The sequence below is a fragment of the uncultured Nostoc sp. genome (genome assembly GCF_964247315.1).
GTDB lineage: Bacteria > Cyanobacteriota > Cyanobacteriia > Cyanobacteriales > Nostocaceae > Nostoc.
Genome location: NZ_CAXTTT010000003.1, coordinates 73,134 through 92,971, shown reverse-complemented (window position 1 = coordinate 92,971; position 19,838 = coordinate 73,134). Strand labels below are relative to the sequence as shown.

17 protein-coding genes are annotated in these 19,838 nt (G+C 42.9%); 9 read left to right on the top strand and 8 right to left on the bottom strand.

From position 1 onward, the window contains the following. Positions 1–120: 120 nt before the first annotated feature. A complete protein-coding gene (locus ACFE93_RS02015; protein ID WP_334719093.1) occupies positions 121–1,023 on the bottom strand; it encodes a S1 RNA-binding domain-containing protein in 903 nt (300 codons plus the stop codon). Positions 1,024–1,137: 114 nt separating this feature from the next. Continuing rightward, positions 1,138–1,878 (bottom strand): dienelactone hydrolase family protein, encoded by a 741-nt coding sequence (locus tag ACFE93_RS02010; protein WP_375471779.1) that lies wholly within the window; start codon positions 1,876–1,878, stop codon positions 1,138–1,140. A gap of 276 nt (positions 1,879–2,154) precedes the next feature. On the opposite strand from ACFE93_RS02010, the gene ACFE93_RS02005 reads away from it, so the two are divergent. Together ACFE93_RS02005 and ACFE93_RS02000 are read left to right on the top strand one after the other, a co-directional pair. Beyond that, positions 2,155–3,138, top strand: a complete 984-nt coding sequence (locus tag ACFE93_RS02005) for a GntR family transcriptional regulator (protein WP_375471778.1) — start codon at positions 2,155–2,157, stop codon at positions 3,136–3,138. A gap of 55 nt (positions 3,139–3,193) precedes the next feature. Further along, positions 3,194–4,393, top strand: coding sequence for an FAD-dependent monooxygenase (locus tag ACFE93_RS02000; RefSeq protein WP_375471810.1), 1,200 nt, complete (start codon positions 3,194–3,196; stop codon positions 4,391–4,393). Between the two features lie 14 nt (positions 4,394–4,407). On the opposite strand, the gene ACFE93_RS01995 is transcribed toward ACFE93_RS02000, so the two are convergent. The 4 genes from ACFE93_RS01995 to tig all read right to left on the bottom strand — a co-directional run bounded on the left by ACFE93_RS01995 (position 4,408) and on the right by tig (position 9,253). Beyond that, complete coding sequence (locus ACFE93_RS01995; RefSeq protein WP_375471777.1) at positions 4,408–5,328, bottom strand: alpha/beta fold hydrolase; 921 nt, start codon at positions 5,326–5,328, stop codon at positions 4,408–4,410. Between the two features lie 97 nt (positions 5,329–5,425). Continuing rightward, the gene (gene clpX, locus ACFE93_RS01990; protein WP_292775233.1) at positions 5,426–6,766 is read right to left on the bottom strand and encodes an ATP-dependent protease ATP-binding subunit ClpX; all 1,341 of its coding nucleotides are present in this window, start codon (positions 6,764–6,766) and stop codon (positions 5,426–5,428) included. Positions 6,767–6,775: 9 nt separating this feature from the next. Further along, complete coding sequence (clpP, locus tag ACFE93_RS01985; protein ID WP_104905916.1) at positions 6,776–7,474, bottom strand: ATP-dependent Clp endopeptidase proteolytic subunit ClpP; 699 nt, start codon at positions 7,472–7,474, stop codon at positions 6,776–6,778. A 339-nt stretch (positions 7,475–7,813) separates the two neighbouring features. Next, complete coding sequence (gene tig, locus ACFE93_RS01980) at positions 7,814–9,253, bottom strand: trigger factor (protein WP_375471776.1); 1,440 nt, start codon at positions 9,251–9,253, stop codon at positions 7,814–7,816. Positions 9,254–10,156: 903 nt separating this feature from the next. Here tig and ACFE93_RS01975 point away from each other — a divergent pair. From ACFE93_RS01975 to ACFE93_RS01960, 4 genes are all read left to right on the top strand, one after another. Further along, entirely contained in the window at positions 10,157–11,194 is a 1,038-nt protein-coding gene (locus tag ACFE93_RS01975; protein ID WP_375471775.1) for an aspartate-semialdehyde dehydrogenase, read from the top strand. A gap of 134 nt (positions 11,195–11,328) precedes the next feature. Beyond that, the gene (dapA, locus tag ACFE93_RS01970) at positions 11,329–12,213 is read left to right on the top strand and encodes a 4-hydroxy-tetrahydrodipicolinate synthase (RefSeq protein ID WP_375471774.1); all 885 of its coding nucleotides are present in this window, start codon (positions 11,329–11,331) and stop codon (positions 12,211–12,213) included. Positions 12,214–12,494: 281 nt separating this feature from the next. Continuing rightward, on the top strand, positions 12,495–14,267 hold the full coding sequence (locus ACFE93_RS01965; RefSeq protein ID WP_375471773.1) for a ribonuclease J: 1,773 nt from the start codon (positions 12,495–12,497) through the stop codon (positions 14,265–14,267). 151 nt (positions 14,268–14,418) lie between these two features. After that, entirely contained in the window at positions 14,419–14,979 is a 561-nt protein-coding gene (locus ACFE93_RS01960) for a Uma2 family endonuclease (protein ID WP_375471772.1), read from the top strand. Between the two features lie 131 nt (positions 14,980–15,110). On the opposite strand, the gene ACFE93_RS01955 is transcribed toward ACFE93_RS01960, so the two are convergent. Then, the gene (locus ACFE93_RS01955; protein ID WP_375471771.1) at positions 15,111–15,725 is read right to left on the bottom strand and encodes a hypothetical protein; all 615 of its coding nucleotides are present in this window, start codon (positions 15,723–15,725) and stop codon (positions 15,111–15,113) included. Between the two features lie 520 nt (positions 15,726–16,245). Between ACFE93_RS01955 and ACFE93_RS01950 the strand changes: the two genes are divergently transcribed. Further along, positions 16,246–16,623 carry a Mo-dependent nitrogenase C-terminal domain-containing protein gene (locus ACFE93_RS01950; protein ID WP_375471770.1) on the top strand — a complete coding sequence of 126 codons (378 nt, stop codon included), beginning with the start codon at positions 16,246–16,248 and terminating at the stop codon, positions 16,621–16,623. Between the two features lie 105 nt (positions 16,624–16,728). Here the strand turns inward: ACFE93_RS01950 and ACFE93_RS01945 are convergent, their stop codons facing one another. Next, the gene (locus ACFE93_RS01945) at positions 16,729–18,585 is read right to left on the bottom strand and encodes a caspase domain-containing protein (RefSeq protein WP_375471769.1); all 1,857 of its coding nucleotides are present in this window, start codon (positions 18,583–18,585) and stop codon (positions 16,729–16,731) included. A 202-nt stretch (positions 18,586–18,787) separates the two neighbouring features. Here ACFE93_RS01945 and ACFE93_RS01940 point away from each other — a divergent pair, with 202 nt between their 5' ends. Together ACFE93_RS01940 and rpmF are read left to right on the top strand one after the other, a co-directional pair. Then, a complete protein-coding gene (locus ACFE93_RS01940; protein ID WP_375471768.1) occupies positions 18,788–19,279 on the top strand; it encodes a hypothetical protein in 492 nt (163 codons plus the stop codon). Positions 19,280–19,450: 171 nt separating this feature from the next. Next, the gene (gene rpmF, locus ACFE93_RS01935; protein WP_094328804.1) at positions 19,451–19,624 is read left to right on the top strand and encodes a 50S ribosomal protein L32; all 174 of its coding nucleotides are present in this window, start codon (positions 19,451–19,453) and stop codon (positions 19,622–19,624) included. The last annotated feature ends 214 nt before the right edge of the window (positions 19,625–19,838 follow it).

The window sequence follows — 19,838 nt, the reverse complement described above, 5'->3', positions numbered from 1 at the left end:
GATAAAATAACCCACTATTTGGATTATTGATCAATTTTTGGGCGCTATTCACCGATTAATCCTACCTACCGCAGATGCGATTGCACTATTTATACTTTGTGCAAGCAGCCCACCTCAAAACTATTCAGATGCTTTGTTATTAGCTCTATTAGCACGCGCCTCAGCTGAAGCCATCACCTCATCAAAATTCTCTAGCACTTCTCCAGGGAAGTTTTCCAAAACTCTGGTAGAAAGAGCAACCCGCCCTTTACCCTCATCCAAGTCAATAATTACAGCTTTAATTGGCTGACCAACTTGAAATACTTTTTCTAAAGAATCAATAAATTTCTGGCTTACCTGCTTGATATGAAGTAGGGCGCTCATGCCACTTAAATCAACAAACACACCAAAAGGTTTGATACCAGTAACTTTGCCTTCCACCAGTTGACCTAGTTCTAATAAGCTGAAGTTGCTAGAACGAGTTGCTAAACGCTGGGAAAGGATGAGTTTGTTGGTGTTTTTATTAATTTCCAAAAAGCCTACAGTCAGATTTTGACCTTTGAGTGCTTCTAAATTATCACGCTCTGCCAGGTGCGATCGCGGGATAAATCCCCGCAAAGAAAGAATATCGACGGTTACACCACCTTTATTCACACCCATAACCCGTACTTGCACAGTCTGAGCATTTTCCTGCATTTCGGTCAATCGTTCCCAGATGTGCTGAATTTCTAACTGCTTTCGAGAAAGGGTGACTTGACCTTCTGCATCCTGATCTCGGATAATCAAAAATTGCATTTCCTCTTGCAATGGCAGCACCTCCGATAAATCGGTAACTGCTCTCAAAGAAGCCTCATCGCGCGGCAGAAAAGCTGACGACTTGCCACCAATATCAACATAGGCTCCATCATGGTCAAGTTGGAAAACTTTGCCATTTACAAGCTGTCCCTTTTGAAATTGGTAGTCGTGTTTTTCTAGTGCTTTAGCAAAATCGTCCATTGTAAAGGGCGAATTGGCTGTTTGAGAAAGTTTCGATTCGGAATTCATGACTTTTGAAGATTAGTTGTTATTTGATATGGTGCAACTGAAGTTTATATTGTCATTTGTCCTTTGTTATTTACTAATGACCAATGACTAATGACGAACTTGGCTGTGTATGCTTCAGTTTAGTTGACCAAAGAGTTGTTTTACTTGCTCCCAAGCATCAGCCGCAGCTTTAGGATTATAACTGGCGCGATGGTCACAGAAAAATCCGTGATCAGCTCCATCGTAGCGAAACACATGATGAGGAATTTTATATTTTTCTAACTCTGCTGCAATTTCATTTACTTGTTCGGCTGGGATGCTAGTATCTTCCTTGCCAAAGAAGGCATAGAGAGTACCTGATATTTCTCTGGTACGGGTGACAGTAGGAGCGCCACCTCCCGGCGTGCGGGTGGTAATTCCAGCACCGTAAAAGGAAGCCGTAGCTTTAATATCTGATAAGGTGGCTGCAAGATATGCAACGTGACCGCCAAAGCAGAAGCCAATACAGCCAAAACTATCTTTTTTCACTTGAGGCAGATTTTTCAGGTAGTCAATTGCTAATTGAATATCGCTCAATAACTCTGAGGCTTGAGTTTGCATGGCGTAGCCTCTGCCCGTTTCAATATCTTTAGGTGTATATCCGGTTTCAAAGCCAGGAGCAGTACGTTGAAAAAGTGCAGGTGCGATCGCTACATACCCAAGTTTGGCAATCTGTTCTGTAACATCCCGAATGTGAGTGTTGATACCAAAAATTTCCTGTAATACCACGACTCCTGGATAAGATCCAGGTTCTTTTGGCTCTGCTAGATAAGCAGACACTTGAATATTATCTTGCAAAAGATTAACCGTTGTGGTGATTATTGCTTGCTCTGTCATAATAATTCTTACCAGTGCTATGTGATTAGCTGTGTGTTTATTTGATATAACTATGCCAGTATGCCTAGCTTTTTTCTAATTAAATTATTAATTACCAATAGTGAGCGCATTAGAAATTTGTATCAGAAAAACTTTATATGTAAATAAACATATTTAAGATGTAGCAAATGTAGCTGGTCACAAAAGGAGGCTGAGTTAAAAGTGTTGAGTATAAAAGCAACACTTAATAGTCAAAACTCAGCACTCATTAGCACTTAGTATTCAGGAGGTTTGGTGATGATTCAATTCCGTATTCAGCCAGACAGCGAAATTCCCGCATCAACCCAGCTGTTTAATCAAATCCGATTTGCGATCGCTTCTCGGCAATATCCCCCAGCTTACAAATTACCAAGCACACGGGCGCTGGCAATGCAAACCGGGTTACACCGGAATACCATAAGTAAGGTTTACCGTCAACTAGAAGAAGACGGATTTGTTGAAAGTATGGCTGGTTCGGGTATTTATGTTCGTGCCCAAGGTCATGAAGGCGGTAGTAGGCTGCAATCACCAATTCTCAAGCAAAATCCTCATGCCTATCAAGTTGTCCAGCAAGCACTTGACGAGCTGCTCTCCCAAGGATGTTCGTTAAATCAAGCCAGAGAGCTATTTTTAGCGGAAATTGACTGGCGCTTGCGTTGTAGTGCGCGGGTACTGGTTGCAGTTCCATCTTATGACATCGGTGCTGGTGAATTGATGGTGTATGAATTAGAACGATCGCTAAAAATCCCAGTCCAGTTGGTAGCAATGGAAGAATTAACAGCTGTATTAGATAAAACTACCTCTGCGACAGTAGTCACAAGTCGATATTTTATCAGTAATGTAGAAGCGATCGCTGCTCCAAAAGCTGCACGGGTAATTCCTCTAGATATCTACGACTACAGCAAGGAACTCAACCTATTAAAAACTCTACCAAAAGAAAACTGTGTTGGGATAGTTAGCCTTAGTTCCGGGATTGCACGAGCCGCAGAAGTCATCCTCCACGGTTTGCGGGGTGATGAACTACTGGTGATGACTTCGCAACCAAAAGATGCTTATAAACTACACGCTATGGTTAAGCGGGCTGAGGTTATCATCAGCGACCAAGCCAGTTATGCGGCAGTGCAAGCAGCCGTGCAAGCATCTGATGAAGATATTATTCGTCCACCAAAGGTGATTAAGGTTGAAAATTATATCGGCGCTAACTCGATTAACTTGCTAAAACGAGAACTGGGTTTAAGTTAATCTCAAGATTAATTCTACCAACATCTTTGAGAGCAACTGATACAGGAGGAATGGGATAGTGCAGATTGTGATTGTGGGTGCAGGCCCAACAGGTGTAACCCTTGCCCTGCTCCTTGTAAAACGTGGTATTGCTGTAACCTTAATTGAAGCAGCAAAAGACTTTCATCGTGTATTTCGCGGTGAAGGATTAATGCCCAGTGGCTTAGAAGCTTTAGAGGAAATGGGTGTATCGGCGTTGTTGGAGGATATTCCCCATCGACAACTCGACGCGTGGGAATTCATTATCGGGGACAAGCAGTTGTTTCGAGTTGATGAACCAATGGGGGCAACCCAAGCCTGTACACTGGTTTCACAACCACCACTGCTCAAAGCACTGATTTCGGAAGCTCAAACCAATGATGGGTTTAAATTTATCCAGGGTGTTCCTGTCAAAGATTTACTGTGGAGTAATCAACGTGTCGCAGGTGTAGTACTGAACGATGGGAGAGAATTTGCTGCTGACTTAGTGATTGGGGCAGATGGTCGAAATTCCCTTGTGCGACAACGTGTAGGATTGGAATTGGTACGCCAGCCTAAAAATATTGATATTCTCTGGTTTAAACTTGCCGCCAGCCCTGAGTTTGCAAAGAATAATGTGTTTCGTACTATTTTAAATGGCGATCGCGCATTTACCATCTTTCACGGGGCAGAGTCAGGAAAATTGCATCTGGCTTGGGTGATGTTCGCAACCGAAAATACTGACTCCAAGCAGACCAACTGGGCAGAGATTTTTGCCTCACTATCACCCTCATGGCTAGCAGAGCATTTTCGTAATCATGCAGACACTATCGAATCCCCCATTCGGCTTTCTGTTGTGGTTGGTTATTGTCCCCAATGGCACGCACCAGGGGTACTACTTCTGGGTGACGCTGCACACCCAATGTCTCCTGTCCGCGTTCAAGGAATTAATCTCGCATTCCGTGATGTGATTGTCGCTGCTAATCATCTTGTACCGTTGTTGGACAAAGAAGGGGGACACCAGGATATTGACACAGCACTGTCGCACATCCAAGCAGAACGTGAGCCAGAAATAATCCGCGCCCAGCAACTCCAGTTAGAAGAAGCTAAACAAGGCAAACTACTGCGAAAAAATGCACTGCTGCGTTCGCTGTTGATTCAACTTGCTCCCTTGCTCCGTAAAACAATTAAAAAGTCTTGGTTAAAGCGACAATATAAAATGCGTCAAGGTATCACACAGGTACACTTAACTGTTTAAAAAACCGCTATCAGTTATCCGACTTGTGGTTTTGGCGTGTTAATTTGCAAAAACTCTTGTACCCGTTGCAGATAAGTTGGTACATCTTCCAACATTGGGAAATGTGCTGTATTGGGAATCATCACAAATTCCACTTTGTCACTTAGTGCAGCTGCTTGACGCCCCATTTCGGCTGGAATAATCTTGTCATACTCCCCCGCTACAAGTAGAGTTGGCACTGTCAGCTTGGCAAACTCAAGGGGCATCACTTCAGCTTGAGCCTTACTGACTGAAGTAAAAATTGTCCCTATCGCTGCATCGTAATCTGCTTCGAGAAAATCTTCTAAAAAAGCTTGCCGCTCAGAATGTGGTATGGAACTATATAAAAATCTCGCCATAAACATCTGGTCAACAAATGGAATTTTGCTTAACCATTTGGGACGGAATTTAACTACATAGCCACCAAATTTATGAAAGGCACTAAAAGATTTTTCATCGTACTCAAAAATGCCGCTACAAGTTAAAATTCCTCGTTCTACTCGTTCGGGATAGCGGTTAAAAAATAAAGTGGCAACAGAAGCGCCCATCGAATGAGCATGGATATAAACACGCTGAATATGCAACCCATCTAGCAAAGCTGCCAAATCATCAGCGTATTCCTCTAATTCATAGGTTAACTCTTTGATTGCCTCTGATTCTTCCTGTGGTGACTCGGATTCAGCAACAGCTTCACTGGCTTGGGCGATGGTTGGCTTCCCACGAGAACGGCCAAATCCTCGCAAATCGTAGAGTAAACAATCAAATTGCTCTGATAATGCATTAGCAGTATTTTGCCAATATCTAGCCGAACCAGCCCAACCGTGCAGGAAAACCATCACCGGTTTTACCAAAGAACTGGATGGTTTTTTCACCCATTCGTAGTAATGCTCAACGCCACGAACATTAATATAAGGCATTAGTCGTTTGTCCTTTGTCAGTTGTCATTAGTCCCTGGTACACGGTTATTATTCCTTATTTTTTGACCAATGACTAATGACTGATGACTAATGACTATTAAGCTGATTCTGGCTTCGGTAGTGAAGACGGATGTATTATCAGTTCAGCAGTCGATCGCTTCTCGACCATCTCCCGTGTTACTGTACAGCGTGTCACATCCTTACGGGATGGTAACTCATACATTACATCCAGCATCAATTCTTCAACAATACCGCGTAATGCTCTCGCACCAGTTTTACGGCGGTAAGCTTCTTGAGCGATCGCTCGTAAAGCATCTGCTTTAAAATCTAACTGAACATTATCCATCTTCAGCAGTTTTTGGTACTGCTTCACTAAGGCGCTGCGTGGTTGAGTAAGAATCGCCATCAGCGCTTCTTCATCTAGCGGATCTACAACTGCTACCATTGGCATCCGCCCAATAAACTCTGGAATCAGGCCAAATTTTACTAAATCATCCGGTTCTAGATGGCGAAGAGTGTCTGCTGCTCGTTTTTCCTTCGATTGCCCTTCTCCCGGTTGCACAAAGCCGATTGCTTTTTTGCCAACTCTCTGATCTACAATTTTTTCTAAGCCTACGAAAGCACCACCACAGACGAACAAAATATTACTTGTATCAATCTGGATGCAGTCTTGATAAGGATGCTTGCGCCCTCCTTGGGGTGGTACATTGGCGATCGTTCCTTCCAACATTTTCAGCAAGGCTTGCTGCACGCCTTCGCCAGAAACATCGCGGGTAATTGACGTGTTCTCGCTCTTACGAGCAATTTTGTCAATTTCGTCAATGTAAATGATTCCCCGTTGCGCTTCCTCTATATCCAAATCTGCTACTTGTAACAGTCGCAGCAAGATATTCTCCACATCTTCTCCCACATACCCTGCTTCCGTCAGCGTCGTTGCATCGGCGACGGCAAAGGGTACATCCAGGATTTTCGCTAGAGTTTGCGCTAAGAGAGTTTTACCGCAACCAGTCGGGCCAATTAATAAAATGTTGGACTTTTGCAGTTCTATGGCATCATCCGCTCCAGGTTTGCCACTAGCTTTAGACTGAATGACTGCCAGCCGCTTGTAGTGATTGTAAACGGCTACTGACAGCACTTTCTTCGCTTCGTCTTGACCAATAACGTGTTCGTCTAGATACTTTTTAATCTCTCTTGGCTTGGGTATTTGATTAAACGAAATACTAGCAGAGTGGGTACGCCGTTTTTCAGGTGGCTCTGCTCTTGGTGCTGGTTGTGCTGCCGCACCATTAGTATCGAGTAACTCCTCGTCTAGTATTTCATTACACAAGTCAACGCATTCATCGCAGATGTAGACTCCCGGCCCTGCGATTAATTTACGCACCTGCTCTTGGGACTTGCCACAAAATGAACATTTTAAATGGGAGTCGTACTTAGACATACCAGCCTCTTATTTCAGAATGGTGACGTTTTCCCCTGCTACGGGAAGATTTTGCCTGGAAATGACCTGATCAATCAAACCGTAGTTTTTTGCCTCTTCTGCCGACATAAAAAAGTCGCGCTCAGTATCTGCTTCAATTCTTTCCAAGGGTTGACCAGTATGGTGAGCCATTAACTGATTCAACTTAGCCTTAACGTAAAGAATTTCTCTGGCTTGAATTTCAATGTCAATAGCTTGACCTTGAGCGCCACCAAGTGGTTGGTGAATCATAATCCGGGAGTCGGGCAGAGACATTCGCTTACCGGCAGCCCCTGCTGTCAACAAAAATGCCCCCATGCTCGCGGCTAATCCAAAACAGATGGTAACAACATCAGGGCGAATTTGCTGTATTGTATCATAGATTGCCATCCCTGCGTAGACGGAGCCGCCAGGAGAATTAACATACAGTTGGATGTCTTTTTCTGAGTCTTCAGCGTCTAGGAATAACAACTGAGCAACAATTGAGTTGGCTACGGCATCGTCTATTGGCGTTCCTAAAAAGATAATCCGCTCTCGCAGCAAGCGGGAGTAGATGTCGAAAGCTCTTTCTCCCATGCCAGATTGCTCTATCACCATCGGCACGATGTTGCTAGGGCTGCTCAACTGGGAGTTAATGTTTATTCGACTTAAGTTGCTGATTGGGGAATTTCCCGACTGCGATTCAAGCATACAAGCTTTCTTTGACGATTATTTAGGACAAATGTTTCAGCAGCGGATGCTGCCTTTTCAACGAATGGAATTTTTATAAGCTACGTGTTAACCATTATGCCTCATATAATTTCCTCTCGTGTAACACAGTATCAAGCTCGAGTGATAACAGGTGTCACTATTTGCCGAAAATTCATTAATTCTTTAATTCTTTTGACTTCATCCCTGAGTTATGGGGCATTGGGCATGAGGCATGGGGCATTGGTTCTTTCTCCCTCTAATTCCTCATCTCCCTTAGCTTACCCATTTCACCAGAACTTTAACTCAGAACTGGTGAACTCATGGCTGTGGGATTTTTTATTATCCTTCTGTAACTTCTGTAGAAGTTTCGCTGTTTCCTTCCTCAGTCTGAGGTGCATCACCATCAGCATCTGATTCTGCGTCTTCTGTTTCCTCCACAGGACTCAAAGAACCTTCGGGTACAAGTTCAACTGAGGAGTGTTCTAAGAGCCAATCGATAATTTTTTCGGTTAACAGTTCGTTTTCCACGATTGACCGCAGTTTATCTTCATCGACGTCTTGTTCCTCTGGGTATTGCTCCAAAAGTTCTGTGACTCTGGCTGCGATTTCTTGTGGTGTTACCTCGATAGATTCGCGTTTCCCGATTTCCCGCAAGGATAAGGAGCGTTTGATGCGTTCAATTGCTTCAGTACGCGATCGCTCCCGCAATTGCGAAATAATATCTTGAGTAAACAACTTTTTCACATCCAATCCCTGCTGAGACAGCCGAATTGCTGTTTGCGTTAGCATTGCGTCCACTTCTTGCTCAATTAAAGTTGCCGGTAAGTCAACTTCTACGTGCTTGAGCAGTTCCGTTAACAAGGCTTCCTGCTTATTTGTTTTTGTTTTGTCGTCTGCCTCTTTTTGATATCGCTCTACCAAAGAAGCGCGTAACTCCTCTAAGGTTTCAAAATCGCTGATTTCTTGGGCGAAATCATCATTTACTTCTGGTAGCTCCTTTTCTTTGATTTCTTTGAGCGTTACGGTGAAAGTTGCCGCTTTTCCAGCTAAATCTTCATTAGCATACGGATCTGGGAACTGCGCCGCAATTTCTTTAGTTTCTTCAGGATTCATCCCCACTATTCCCGAAATAAAGCCTGGAATAAACTTATCTTCCTGCAACTCAACTTGAAAATCAGTTGCTTCGGCTCCGGGAATCGGTTCTAGTTCAGCTATTTCGTCCTCGCCCTCAACTCTGGCGAATGAACCTTTAAAATCGACTACGGCAATATCGCCGATTTGGGCTGCACGTCCTTCTACAGGAATCAATGTCGCCAATTCTTGACGTTCCTTATCCAGTGTATTCTCCACTTGCTCTGGATCTAACTTGACTTCTTCAGCCTTGGCTTGTAAATCAGTGTACTGCACTAGATTTACTTCTGGTTCTACATCCACAGCAGCCGAAATCGTCAGGGGTTTTCCAGGTTCATAATTATTAATCAGATCCTCAAAAGAGGAGCGCAATTGCGGCTGACCAATTGCTGGGATGGCTTCTTGTTTGACTGCTTGCTCAATGCCATCTTGAATTAGTTCTTCCAGCGCCGCTGCCTTAATTCGAGTTGTACCCAGCCGTTGTAGTAATATCGGCCGAGGCACCTTGCCTTTACGAAACCCAGGAATATTGGCAGTACTCGCTAAGTTTTTAATGACCTGTTCGTAAGTTTGCTTGGTAATTTCCGGCGTAATCTCTATTTCCAGGCCAATTTGGCTGGCGGGAAGTTTTTCCTGGGTAACTTTCATGCTTCGTCTCTAGTTTTCTGGTATTTTATACTCCGAGTACACACAAAACGCAATCAAATAATTGTTTGCGTTTGTAGCTTGATGTCTCTTAGGGGTAATGGGAGTTTGCCAAAAGGTCTTGTGACATCCAAGGATGGATGTTTGTCCTGGGGCAAAGATCCAGTTTACTGCCAATTATCAAGGACTTGACATTTTACCTTCATAACAATTTGGTTAATGGGGCATTGGTATCAGAGGGAAGGTGATAGGCGATCGGGAATAAATCTGTAACCTGTACCCTGTAACCTATACTCTGTTCCTTTCCTTACTCTCGACTCACTCACTCTAAAACTTGGGAATTAATTATTCAGTGGGCTAATGCCGTGATATCCTGGTTCTCAAAGAGTGGTTAATATCCCAAGGTTAAAGTTATAGTATTGAGTTTAGCTATTATCTAGCTATTATTAAGTTATGTGTGGTACGAGAGCGCATCTGTTACTTAACCGCATAGGTCAATTTTAAGTTGTGCTGGCTTTATGCATTTAGATCCTAGTATATTCATCATCTTGGTGAGCAAGTTTGCAATCAATACATTTGTTTCTTTACAGGTAGGATGCTTAGTTAAACGCCTAAGTGCAGAGATATCTCCGTTCTTCTGATAAATGGCGGTTTGTTGTATAATACATATTGATAGTTAAAATAATTAAAAAAATAAACAACCGTTCTTTTAAAATGCAACATCACTTAACTTATTAAAAAGATAAAAAAATAAATGTATTAAATATATAAAAATAGACTAAATTAAAGAAAAAAATAAACCTATTAAAAATGTATTTCTAGACTGCGATCGCTATTTAAATATAACTAAATTGTCAATTATTCCAAGAAATTGCAGATTTAAATCTCTTAAAGGAGGAAACAAGTTTGTCGAAATCCTATCGTTTAGCTATTTTGGGAGCGACTGGTGCAGTAGGCACAGAGTTGCTGGAATTATTAGAAAGTCGTAATTTTCCGGTTGCTGGCTTGAAGTTATTGGCATCAGAGCGGAGTGTCGGGCGATCGCTGCGGTTTAAAGGTGAAAATATACCAATAGAATCAGTGAGCGATCGCGCCTTTGAAAATGTGGATATAGTACTAGCTAGTGCGGGTGGTTCTACATCCAAAACTTGGGCAGCAATTGCTGTCGAAAAGGGCGCAGTGGTAATTGATAACTCCAGTGCCTTTCGGATGAACCCGGAAGTTCCCTTAGTAGTACCAGAGGTGAATCCCCAAGCCGCAGCGAATCACCAAGGCATTATCGCTAACCCCAACTGCACAACAATTTTAATGGCTGTGGCAGTATGGCCACTGCATAAAGTTAAACCAGTGCAACGCATCGTTGCTGCAACCTACCAATCTGCTAGTGGTGCTGGGGCTAGAGCAATGGCAGAAGTCAAAACCCAAACAAGCGCTATACTACAAGGACAGCCACCAGTTGCCGAAATATTGCCTTATCCATTGGCATTTAATTTATTCCCGCATAACTCCCCATTAAACGATTTGGGTTATTGTGAGGAAGAAATGAAAATGGTCAACGAAACCCGAAAAATATTTGGTACGCAGCAAATCAGAATCACTGCAACCTGTATACGGGTTCCCGTACTCCGCGCTCACTCAGAATCCATTAATTTAGAATTTGAGACTCCCTTTAGTGCGAAGGAAGCCAGAGAAATTTTAAATTCCTCCCCTGGAGTAAAATTGGTTGAAGATTGGGGAACTAATCATTTTCCGATGCCCATTGAAGCAACAGGTCAAGATGAAGTTTTAGTGGGAAGAATTCGCCAGGATATTTCTCATCCTTGCGGCTTGGAATTATGGTTATGTGGCGACCAAATTCGCAAAGGCGCAGCATTGAATGCAGTACAAATCGCTGAGTTGTTGGTAGAGAAAAATCTATTCAAACCATTAGCTATTAGTCATTAGTCATTGGTCATTGGTAAAGTGACAAATGACTAATAACAAAGGAAAAATGACACTTGAAAGCAATTTGCAGATAGGTTATTACAATAGAGAACCACCAAGATATAAAAACATGGGTAATCAGGAGTGAAAAAAGGGTGGGAGATTTTGGCAATGTTTTAACCGCTATGATTACGCCATTTAAAGCAGATGGTAGTGTCAACTATGATGTAGCGGCAGAACTGGCGGCGCATCTAGCTAACAACGGTACAGATACATTGGTGATGTGCGGCACAACCGGAGAATCCCCGACGCTAAGTTGGGATGAAGAATACCAGTTGTTTGTCGAGGTATTGCAGTCCGTGGCCGGAAAAGCCAAGGTAATCGCAGGTTGCGGATCGAATTCCACCAAAGAAGCGATCGCAGCCACCCAAAAAGCGTCTAAGATAGGAGTACATGGTTCCTTACAAGTTGTTCCTTATTACAACAAACCGCCGCAAGCGGGACTGGAAGCGCACTTTAAGGCAATAGCACAGGCCTGTCCCGACTTACCGTTGTTGTTATATAATGTCCCCGGTCGTACCGGACAAAACCTTCAGCCAGAAACAGTTGCCCGGTTAGCTGAGGTTAGCAATATTGTCGGGATTAAAGAATCCACTGGTAATATACATCAGGCAAGCGAAATTCGTCGCTTGACACCAAAAGAATTCTACATCTATTCTGGTGATGATTACATGACTTTGCCCTTGTTAGCGATCGGGGCAAAAGGTGTGGTAAGTGTGGCTTCTCATCTGGTAGGAAACCAACTACAGCAGATGATTCAAGCTTTTAGTGCGGGAAAAATCGAGGTAGCCAGCGAGATTCATCTCCAACTATTTCCGTTGTTTAAAGCTCTATTTCTCACTTCAAATCCCATTCCAGTGAAAAAAGCATTGAAACTTCAAGGTTGGGAGGTTGGTTCAACTCGTCCGCCGCTATGTGAAGCTGATTTAGAAGTCAGTCAAAAGTTAGAAGCGGTTCTGAAAGAACTTAGTTTAATCTAGCCACCAGCTATTTAAATGGTGGTAGTATTCTCCTTGCCAAAGATACATATAAACAACGATCGTAATTGTTCATAAGTTGCAATTTAAAAACCTGTGCTAGGACTGATAGATATACTATAAATCCTTGAGTTTTACAGTTGATTTTATTGAATAAAAAATTGAAATCTTCAATTAAAACTTGATTGCTTTGGGACTGACTTAAGAGACAGATGATGTTGTCTTAAATACAAGGAAAGTTAACTATCAACTTAATTAACCACAAGTAACAATCTAAGGAGAAAATGGCTAAAAACGAAGCTAATAATTCCGCCTTGAAAATTATTCCTTTGGGCGGTTTGCATGAAATTGGTAAAAATACCTGTCTTTTTGAGTATGACGATGAAATTATCCTGTTAGATGCAGGATTGGCTTTTCCCACAGAGGCGATGCATGGAGTCAACATTGTTTTACCAGATATGACCTATCTGCGGGAAAATCGCCACAAAATTAAAGGGATGATTGTTACTCACGGTCATGAAGACCATATTGGCGGGATTGCTTTTCATCTCAAGCAATTTGATATCCCGGTGATTTATGGCCCCAGACTAGCAATGGCAATGCTAGAGGGTAAATTAGAAGAAGCAGGAGTCCGCGATCGCACAGAAATCAGAACAGTTCTACCACGTGATGTAGTGCGGATTGGCAAAAACTTTTTAGTTGAATATATCCGTAATACCCACTCCATCGCTGATAGTTTTACTGTTGCCATTCATACTCCCCTGGGTGTAGTTATTCACACAGGGGATTTTAAAATTGACCATACCCCAGTGGATGGTGAAAAGTTTGACTTGCAACGCCTAGCAGAACATGGTGAAAAAGGCGTTCTTTGTTTGCTAAGTGATTCCACTAACTCAGAAGTACCAGGATTTACGCCTTCAGAACGTTCAGTTTATCCCAATCTGGAGAGAGTATTTAGTCAAGCTACTGGGCGATTATTTGTTACTACCTTTGCTTCTAGCGTCCATCGCATCAACATGATTTTGGATATCGCCAAGAAGCAGAACCGTGTAGTGACAGTTGTCGGGCGTTCCATGCTGAACTTGATTGCTCATGCCCGCAATTTAGGTTACATCAAGTGTGAAGATAATCTGCTGCAACCATTGCACGCTGTCCGCAATCTACCCGATGAAAGAGTACTGATTTTAACTACAGGTTCTCAGGGTGAATTGATGGCAGCAATGACCCGCATTGCCAACAAAGAACATCCTCACATTAAAATCCGCGAAGGAGATACCGTAGTATTCTCTGCTAACCCAATTCCCGGAAATACGATCGCTGTAGTCAACACCATTGATAAGTTAATGATTCAAGGTGCAAAAGTGGTCTATGGTCGGGATAAAGGGATTCACGTCTCCGGTCACGGCTGTCAGGAAGAACAAAAACTGATGATTGCCTTAACTCGACCCAAGTTCTTTGTGCCATTTCACGGCGAACATCGAATGCTGGTGAAGCACGCAGAAACCGCTCAGAGTATGGGCATTCCCGCAGAAAACATGATAATTATCCAGAATGGTGATATTGTCGAACTGACTGAAGATGCCATCGGCGTCGCTGGTAAAGTGCCATCTGGTATTGAATTGGTGGATACTACTAGTTCGGGTATGGTAAGTGCCAAAGTGCTGCAAGAACGGCAACGCATGGCTTCAGAAGGCATTATCACGATCGCAGCTGCCATTGATTGGAATGGTAAACTGTTAGCAAAACCAGAAACTCACCTCCGGGGTGTAGTTACAAGTGTAGAGCGATCGCTTTTACAAACCTGGGTAAAACAACGTATTGAAGAAATCCTCTCTGTGCGTTGGTCAGAATTTGCTCCTAGCGAAGGTGAAGCAGCAGATATAGACTGGGGTGGATTGCAAGGAACTTTAGAACGAGAATTGCAACGTTCGATCCGTCGAGAATTGCAATGTCAGCCATCTGTGACTTTGTTGATGCAAATCCCTGATGAGCCGCCTGTAAAAGTTGCCGATGGCAGAAGACGGCGGACTCGGACTGCTGCTCAGGTAGCATCGTAGGCTAATATCTCAATTTAACGTAGAAGCGCAAAGACGCAAAGTTTTTCTGAAGGTCTTTGCGCTTTGGCGTGAAATACAGTTTCTGAGTATAAGTATAGAAGCCGCAGCAGGTTGTATTTGCTTATAGTTATAGTTATTGGAGGCGATCGCTATGACTAAAACACCAATAAAAATTAGTACTCTTGAGGAATATATCAATTTTGATGATGGCACTGACAAGCGCTATGAAATTGAGGATAAGGTGCTGGTAGAAATGCCTCGTGGTACTGGCAAACATGAGGCGATTATCACCCTACTGTTAGTTCGTTTTTTTTTAGAAATTCAAAAAATGGGATTGCCTTTACAACCGCGCCCTAACGGTACCGAGGTGCTGACCAATAAACAACTTAGAAGACCTGATGTTTGTGTAATTACTAATGAACAGGCAAAAAGTATTGAGAGTACCTCAGCTATTCTTAAGACTGCCCCACCCCTTTTAGTTGAGGTAGTTAGTCTTGAATCTATTGACCGAGACTATGACCAAAAAACCTCTGAGTATGCGGCGATGGGTGTGGTCGAGTATTGGATTGTTGATCCTCTGGAAAATAAAATAACTGTGTGTTTGCTAAATCAGAGCAGTTACAAACAAACTATGTTTATCGAAGACCAACGGGTTGTTTCTCAAACTTTCCCAGAATTAACTCTGACAGCCCAGCAGGTGTTTTCACCTTAAGGTTGTTTGGTTCCTTTGCGTGAAATCAAAAAAATACTGGTTGCGTTCGTCGAAGACGTTGCCGAAGGCATCGCCTAAATTTTGCAATGTTCAACCCAGTAGAGCGATCTAACTTGTTAGGTTGCTTTGCCTCAAGCAACTGCAACCAATATCTCCTCATTTTTATCGGCTGCTGAAAGATACAAATTTCTCCACCGCTCGAAGTCTTCAAAACACCATTCATTTCTTGCAAACAGTGTTTCAGGATCTATCTGTAGTAAAATGCTGGCTCCTTCACTGACTAGTTCACAGGATATAAGGCCCAATGACTCCTCTGTTGACAACAGAGTTGGAGCAAGAGTTTGATCTCCGAACATGAGCTTTTCAACAATCTCATCGGCATTCGCAAACTTTCTTCTCGATAGCTCCTGCGACAAACGTTTCTCGATCTCAACAGATGTTTTTTCTAGTGATGCTGTTCTATCTTCAATCCCTGGATAGGCTTGACGAGTAAGCCTTAACTCAGACCGCAATTGGGCGATTACCCGATCTGCTTCTAGCTTAGATCCAAAAGTCTCTTGGTGTGTTTCGATAACATCTTCAAGGATTTCATTAATCTCTTCAGGATCAATCTCAAAAAAGCGGAAAATACCGCAGCCATAGGGGAAAAGATAAACTACAAGGATACTAAGTGCCTTTTCACGTTGAAGGCGTGCGTACAGTGTACTGCCAGAAGGGATTGCGCTGTAGAGTACAGAAACACCCATAAGTAAGCTCACCTGATTTTAACGCTTCAGACTATATCACTCTCAAATTACCACTGCCAACCTAAGTTTTGTGAAATGCCATCGATTCTACTCGATCAAAAATCACTACTTCTACGGCATTCAGCCAGCGATCAACAGGACACACTTACGTGAGAAAGTGGGAACACGGAGAGGAAAAATGCCTTCTAGGGTATTACTGATGTTTATACTTAGCAAAAATTCTTTTGGAAAGACCTTATATTAAGTTCTGTAAATGTTACACTAAAGCCTATCCAATGACGGATGTCTTTATTAAAATCTAAACTATGTCAAGTTATGAACAAGATCGTAATATTACACTACCGATCCCCAGAAATTTGCGATTAACTTGACGTAGTAATAAAGTAGGTTCTGACTTAAGTGGCTAATCAGGTATTACATTATATCGCAGTCAGAACGCGATTTTTCCGGGAAAGTTCGTTGCCACGTTGTATATATTCATCAAAAAGGTGAATAGCCTCAATAATACAGAGGGTTAACCATGAAGGTATTCGACAATACCACAAAAAAGATTTTTCTGGCTAGCTGGGTATCAATCAATCAAGCAGAGACTAGTGACCATAAAGTAACCCAGTTAAACCATTCTGCTTCCAAGCCTTACTGGGATATTCTCCAACCCCTACGGCAACGAGTAGAAAACATTCAAATTTGCGATCGCCAACTAGCTCACCGCTTGTGCAAACTGATTCCGTCTCAGTGCCCCTTTGAGCGTGATGTCAAATTATTTGGGAAAACCTTGTTTCACATTCCACCCATGTGCAAGCTCAACCCCTTATATGAAGAAGTGGTTGGTTTACGTTTCCGAGCGCTGTGCTATCTAGCCGACGAATGTGGCGAAGATGTGTCACAGTACTGCTAAGTGCTGTACGCTGGGGTAAAAGTGAGGAGTGAGGAGTAATAAGTGCTGAATTAAAAATATAACTCCTAACTCCTGACTCCTGACTGTTTTTTTACTATTTTTTTACTATTTCTTTTGCCATTTTTGGATGGCATCCTGAGCATCTTCGTAAGCGCCTGTCTCCTCTGGCACTAAAGCTGCGGTCGCAATTGCGGCATTACGTTCTCCTTCAGTAGCGCGACGCTTTGCCAGGTCTAAAATTTTTTCACTCCAGTTATTGATTGATTTTTGGGCAGTATCGAAGCCTGGTTGACCGACTGGTACTTTCTTGGCAACTTCGATTGCCCGATTGTAGGTAGATGCCTGTTCGGGCTTAATTAAGGCATTGGCTGCATCTAAAAGAGTTTTGTTACTCACATACTGCTTACCCTCTAAGCGCCACAGGTTAATTGCTGCTTGTGCTTTCGCGTAGGGGGCTTCATCTTTGGTGATTAATCGAGCAGCAGCAATAGCGCTGGCATACTGTCTTTGTTTAGCACGACCCTCTGCTAAATCTAAAATCATCTGGCTCCAAATCTTAATATTCTCCTGAGCTTGTTCGTACAGTGGTTCACCCGGTTGAATTTTCCGGGCTGTAGCGATCGCCATGCTCAAATCGCTCGCCTGAGTTTGTCTGAGCGACATTTTCGCCAGGTCTAATACTGCTTGATTTCGCTTTTTTGACTGGGAACTAAAGGCTATTTGAGCGCTAGATTGGTTGTTGAGTCTAACTGGTGGAGTGCGATCGCTTGGTAAATTCTCGACAACCTGGCGATCGCTAACAGTAGCATTAGGTGATGTACTTGATATTTGCTTAATTCTAAAAGTTTCTTGATTACGCAGAAAAACTACGGCGATTAAACCTGCTACCAGCAAGCTGCCTCCGCCCCATAAGATAAACTGTTTCCAAAAAGGGATGCTTGGCTGATTCGCTGGCAATCGAGACACGTAACCTTTGGAAGAATTAGGAATAAATCTTCCTTTGGTATTCACTCCCAAAGAAGTTTCCGCCATTGGCTGGGAAACTAAGCTGCCTCCTGCCTCCGGGACTTTTTGATTTTTCACCAGTTGGGAGGAGTTCACACTAGCTTCTCCCCGTCTGCCCCGATCTGCTGAAGTTTTAGAGGAATCGTCAAGGGGAGGAGCGGCAAGGGCAACAGCAAAAGATTCTTCTGGATAAATCACCGCTTCTGCTTGAAAATCACTTTCTATTGCCAATTTTGGCAAGATTACTTGCTGCCTTGATGGGATGATAGTGGCAGGGTTTTGGATAGGACGCCAGTGGTGATGACATAACTTTGGTACAATCAGGCTCAGGTAGCTTTCTAAATCTGCCAAGTAGCTGCCATTACCAGAACGTAAAGCTTCTAACAAAGCTGCTGTAAAGAATCCGTGACCTAGTTCGCTACTCTCATGGGAAAATTGTTCTGGTTGGCAAGAAAGAATTGTCGCTAGTTGTAGTTCTTGGGCTAGTTCTATTGTTTCTTCACCAACCGGAGCATCCGCTTGAGTGCCAAAAGCGCGGTTAATATCCAGTAGTAGCAATACATTCAGGTTAGCAAGTTGCAGACTTTGCATTAGCGATCGCAATTCTATGCCAGTCTCTTGCACGAGTTCCGGGTTGCCCTCTGCTGGCATTAAGTAATCTTTACCTTTGTAATTGACTCCATAACCGCTAAAGAATAACCACAGATAGTCTTCCGGTTGCCAACTTGTTGCTGCCAAATCCTCAAGTAGCAGCAAAATATTCTCCTTCGTCGGGTAAGTCGATCTATCGCCAATCGGCGGCGAAGTATCTGTCATCACTAAACAATGCTTGGGGAGAAAACCTGCCTCTGTCACCAAAAAATCTTCTAGTGCCTCAGCATCTGCTTGGGCACAACTTAAAGGTTGAAATAACTGATATTGATTGATACCAATCGCGATCGCCCAGTAATTTGCCATCCCGCTCTTTGTCAGTTATTGTTGTTTGCTGGTCTTAAAATTGCGGTTGGCTTTGCCAAAAAAACAAAGCTAACCAATGTCTTATAGTCTAGGTGATTCTGATTGAATCTTAAGTTAAAATGTAATTTTTATCACTTTAATTAGCAGGAAAATACCTTTACCTAATTTCAATAACAGATCATTACTAAGGAGATAGAAGGTCATGAGCAAAATTTCTGCTCACCTACCATCATCGCTCGTTCCCTTTTCAGTTATTAGCCAATTTGCCAGAAGAATCCGGATAATTCCTTTAGCAGTTTTGCTCATATCTACTGTTCCTGCGTGGTTTTTGATGGAAGCGATCGCACCGCAGGTTGTGCGAGCTTACACCGCTAGAGTCGATCTAGCTATTGACCGCTTGCCAGAAGAAAACTATGAAACCGTTCTCAGGAGGGCGGAAGCGGCCGCTAGGGCAGCTGCTCAAAGGAGCTTCGACCAAGATATCTTGGTGACAGATGTTTCCATCATTGTATCCGTACAAAATTATGGCGCGATCGCACCAGTCCTGACATTAGATGTCAGTCGTCCTCAATGGCGATCGCGCCCTGATGCTCAAATTTGGGCTACTTACTTCAAAACTGCGCGATCTCTACTTTTCTTTGAAAATAACTCTAATCAAGTTCCAGCAGCTAGCGCTGTGTCAACGCCAAAATGAAGAGTTGAACTAGAAGTCCGAGCTAAAGCTTTCTTGGCTCGGAACCTTGGGGGACTCGCGTCCTGGCGTCAGTCTTAACTCAACTTACTTATTCCTGACTCAACTGTTGTCTTTGGCGTCAGTGGATGGCCTAGAATAAGAAGGTTGTCAAAAATCGCGATATCTGCTGACATGGCTGTTCCTAAGAAGAAAACTTCCAAATCAAAACGAGATAAACGTCGAGCTACCTGGAGGCATAAAGCCGTCGTTGAAGCTCAGAAAGCCCTATCTCTGGGTAAGTCAATTTTGACTGGACGTTCTACATTTGTTTATCCAGCTGCTGAAGAAGAGGAAGAAGAATCATAATTTCTCAGTCAGGAAAAGCACGAACAGCACCGATAGATTTGATTGCCAAACTCAACAATCAAACTTCCGATCGCTGGATAAATGCTTTTTATTAGCTTTCCTGATTGCATTATGAATCATACACACTCTACATAAGCTCATTAGATTGAAAAAAATTGGTAGTGAGTAATTGGAAATATCCATTACCCATTACCTATCATTCAAGAGTTTATAT

Bases quoted from the DNA above. Each gene is read 5' to 3' on its own strand.
- ACFE93_RS02015 (WP_334719093.1), bottom strand. From the start codon at position 1,023: ATGAATTCCGAATCGAAACTTTCTCAAACAGCCAATTCGCCCTTTACA.
- ACFE93_RS02010 (WP_375471779.1), bottom strand. From the start codon at position 1,878: ATGACAGAGCAAGCAATAATCACCACAACGGTTAATCTTTTGCAAGAT.
- ACFE93_RS02005 (WP_375471778.1), top strand. From the start codon at position 2,155: ATGATTCAATTCCGTATTCAGCCAGACAGCGAAATTCCCGCATCAACC.
- ACFE93_RS01995 (WP_375471777.1), bottom strand. From the start codon at position 5,328: ATGCCTTATATTAATGTTCGTGGCGTTGAGCATTACTACGAATGGGTG.
- clpX (WP_292775233.1), bottom strand. From the start codon at position 6,766: ATGTCTAAGTACGACTCCCATTTAAAATGTTCATTTTGTGGCAAGTCC.
- clpP (WP_104905916.1), bottom strand. From the start codon at position 7,474: ATGCTTGAATCGCAGTCGGGAAATTCCCCAATCAGCAACTTAAGTCGA.
- tig (WP_375471776.1), bottom strand. From the start codon at position 9,253: ATGAAAGTTACCCAGGAAAAACTTCCCGCCAGCCAAATTGGCCTGGAA.
- ACFE93_RS01965 (WP_375471773.1), top strand. From the start codon at position 12,495: ATGGCTAAAAACGAAGCTAATAATTCCGCCTTGAAAATTATTCCTTTG.
- ACFE93_RS01960 (WP_375471772.1), top strand. From the start codon at position 14,419: ATGACTAAAACACCAATAAAAATTAGTACTCTTGAGGAATATATCAAT.
- ACFE93_RS01955 (WP_375471771.1), bottom strand. From the start codon at position 15,725: ATGGGTGTTTCTGTACTCTACAGCGCAATCCCTTCTGGCAGTACACTG.
- ACFE93_RS01950 (WP_375471770.1), top strand. From the start codon at position 16,246: ATGAAGGTATTCGACAATACCACAAAAAAGATTTTTCTGGCTAGCTGG.
- ACFE93_RS01945 (WP_375471769.1), bottom strand. From the start codon at position 18,585: ATGGCAAATTACTGGGCGATCGCGATTGGTATCAATCAATATCAGTTA.
- ACFE93_RS01940 (WP_375471768.1), top strand. From the start codon at position 18,788: ATGAGCAAAATTTCTGCTCACCTACCATCATCGCTCGTTCCCTTTTCA.
- rpmF (WP_094328804.1), top strand. From the start codon at position 19,451: ATGGCTGTTCCTAAGAAGAAAACTTCCAAATCAAAACGAGATAAACGT.